A 2889-nucleotide genomic window follows, 5' to 3' on the forward strand; every position below is an offset into this window, starting at 1 on the left:
CGCGCCTTCCGTGAGGCACCCCCGGGCCACGAACCCGCCTTTGCCGCCCGGATGGGATGTATGCGCAAGACGCTTGGAGGTTGCATGGGCTTTGATGGTTGGGTTCGGGTGGGCAAGGCATGGGCCGCCGTGGTGGCGCTGGCCGGCCTGACGGCCTGCAACAACAACCCCTGGCCCGATGAAGCGGCCGCCTCCAACACGCTGTTCACTGCCGCGCAAGATTCTTCGCCCCGCCACCTCGACCCGGTGGCCAGCTACTGGTCGAACGACACGCCGTTCACCTACCAGATCTACGAGCCGCTGTACGGCTACCACTACCTGAAGCGGCCCTTCGTGCTGGTGCCCAAGAGCGCGGCCGAGGTGGTCAAGCCTCATTACCTGGACAAGAACGGCCAGCCGCTGCCCGACGATGCCGATGGCGAGCAGATCGCCGAGAGCGTCTACGACATCCCGATCAAGCCGGGCATCCTGTACCAGCCGCACCCGGCCTTCGCCAAGGACGCGCAGGGTCGCTACCTGTACCACTCGATGAAGCCGGGCGAGATCGGCAACCGCCGCACGCCCATCGACTTCGAGCAGACGGGCACGCGCGAGCTGGTGGCCGAAGACTTCGTCTACGCCCTCAAGCGGCACGCCACCACCCGCATCACCACGCCCATCTTCGGCATCTTCAGCGAGTACATCGTCGGCCTGCGCGAGTACAGCACGCTGGTCAAGGCCGAGGATGCCAAGCTGCGCAAGGGGCTCGACCCTTCCAGCCTGGACAAGCCGTTCCTCGACTTCCGCCAGTGGCCGCTGGCCGGCGCCACCGCGCTGGACAAGCACACGGTGCGCATGCGCATCAAGGGCAAGTACCCCCAGTGGAACTACTGGCTGCAGATGACCTTCACCGCGCCGGTGCCCTGGGAGGCCGATGCCTTTTATGCCCAGCCCGGCATGGCCGAACGCGGCATGACGCTGGACCGCTGGCCGGTGGGCACCGGGCCTTTCATGATGACCGAGTTCATCCAGGACCGGCGCCATGTGATGACCCGCAATCCCAACTACCGCGGCGAGCCTTATCCGTGTGAGGGCGACGAGGTGGCCAAGACCGCCGGCCTGCTGGCCGACTGCGGCAAGAAGACGCCGTTCCTCGACAAGATCGTGGTGACGGTGGAGCGTGAATCGGTGCCGCGCAAGGGCAAATTCCGCCAGGGCTTCTACGACGTCGAGATCTTCGAGCGGCCCGACACCGGCAAGGACTACCTGGTGGACATGGGCGACTCCGACGAGGTGCGCCGCGAGTACCTGGACAAAGGCTTCCGGCTGGACAGCGGCACCGACGTCAACAGCTACTTCATCGCCTTCAACATGCTCGACCCGGTGATCGGCGACGGCAAGACGCCCGAAGAATCGGAGCGCCACCGCAAGCTGCGCCAGGCCATCTCCATCGCCATCGACTGGGAGGAGTACAGCAAGGTCTTCCCGAAGAAGTCGGGCGATGCGGCGATGAGCCCGCTGCCGCCGGGCATCGAAGGCTCGCGCGAGGGGCAGCCCGGCTACGTCAACCCGGTGACGCACCGGCTGGTCAACGGCAAGGTGGAGCGGCGACCGATCGAAGACGCGAAGAAGCTGCTGGCCGAGGCCGGCTACCCCAATGGCCGCGATGCCAAGACCGGCCGGCCGCTGGTGCTGAACTACGACTTCTACTCGGCGCCCACGCCCGAAAACCGCTCGGAGATCGACTGGGTGGTGCGCCAGTTCGCCAAGATCGACATCCAGCTGGAAGTGCGGGCCACCGACAACAACCAGTTCCAGGACAAGGTGCGCAAAGGCACTTACCAGGTGTTCTGGCTGGGCTGGAACGCCGACTACCCCGATGCCGAGAACTTTCTGTTCCTGCTGTACGGCCCCAACGGCAAGACCAAGCACGACGGCGAGAACACCTCCAACTACGCCAGCGCCGAATTCGACCGCCTCTACGGCCGCATGAAGACGCTGGACGACGGACCTGAGAAGCAGAAGCTGATCGACCAGCTGGTGACCATCGCGCAGACCGATGCGCCCTGGACCATGGGCTTTTTCCCGCATGCCTCGGCGGCGGTGCAGCACTGGGTCTACAACTCGCGGCCGGCGGTGCTGGTGCGCGACCAGGGCCGCTACCTGCGGGTGGACGCGCAGGAACGCGTGGCCAAGCAGAAGGCCTGGAACAACCCCGTGTGGTGGCCGGCGCTGCTGATGGTGGCGGCCGTGGTGGTGCTGGTGGTGCTGGCGGCGCGCAGCCTGCGCCGACGTGAGCGCATGAACGCCCGTGGCGAAGTGCTGGCCTGATCAAAGCGGAGCCCAATCCCGATGCTGTCCTATGTGTTGCGCCGTCTGGTGTACGGCGCACTGATCCTGCTGGGCGTCAACCTGGCCACCTTTGTCCTGTTTTTCACCGTCAACACGCCCGACGACATGGCCCGCCTGAACCTGGGCGGCAAGCGCATCACGCAGGAGGCCATCGAGCGCTGGAAGGTGGAGCGGGCCTACGACAAGCCGCTGTACTTCAACCCGCAGCGTGAAGGCACCGAGAAGGTGACCGACACCATCTTCTGGGACCGCTCGGTGTCGCTGTTCGCGCTGAAGTTTGGCCGCGCCGATTCCGAGAGCGCCGGCGACATCGGCGGCGAGGTGGCCACCCGCATGGTGGTGAGCCTGCAGATGGCGCTGCCGCTGTTCATCCTGCAGGTGATCGCCAGCACGGCCTTTGCGCTGCTGCTGGTGATGCTGCGGGGTACCAAGCTCGATGTGTGGGGCGTGGTGGCCTGTGTGGTGATGCTGTCGATCAGCAGCCTCTTCTACATCATCGTCGGCCAGTTCCTGTTCTCGCGCGTGCTCAAGCTGGCGCCGATCTCGGGCTATGCGCCG

General features: G+C 65.7%; 1 protein-coding gene and 1 pseudogene. Both read left to right on the forward strand.

Going from position 1 to position 2889, the window contains the following annotated elements; translation table 11 throughout:
- Nucleotides 1–108 precede the first annotated feature (108 nt).
- Nucleotides 109–2310 (forward strand): ABC transporter substrate-binding protein, encoded by a 2202-nt coding sequence (locus ABNT58_RS29560; RefSeq protein WP_348756922.1) that lies wholly within the window; start codon nt 109–111, stop codon nt 2308–2310.
- Between the two features lie 21 nt (nt 2311–2331).
- A pseudogene (locus tag ABNT58_RS29565) lies at nt 2332–2889 on the forward strand (ABC transporter permease); the annotation flags it as partial.

The organism is uncultured Aquincola sp. (genome assembly GCF_964001545.1).
Lineage (GTDB): Bacteria > Pseudomonadota > Gammaproteobacteria > Burkholderiales > Burkholderiaceae_C > Aquincola.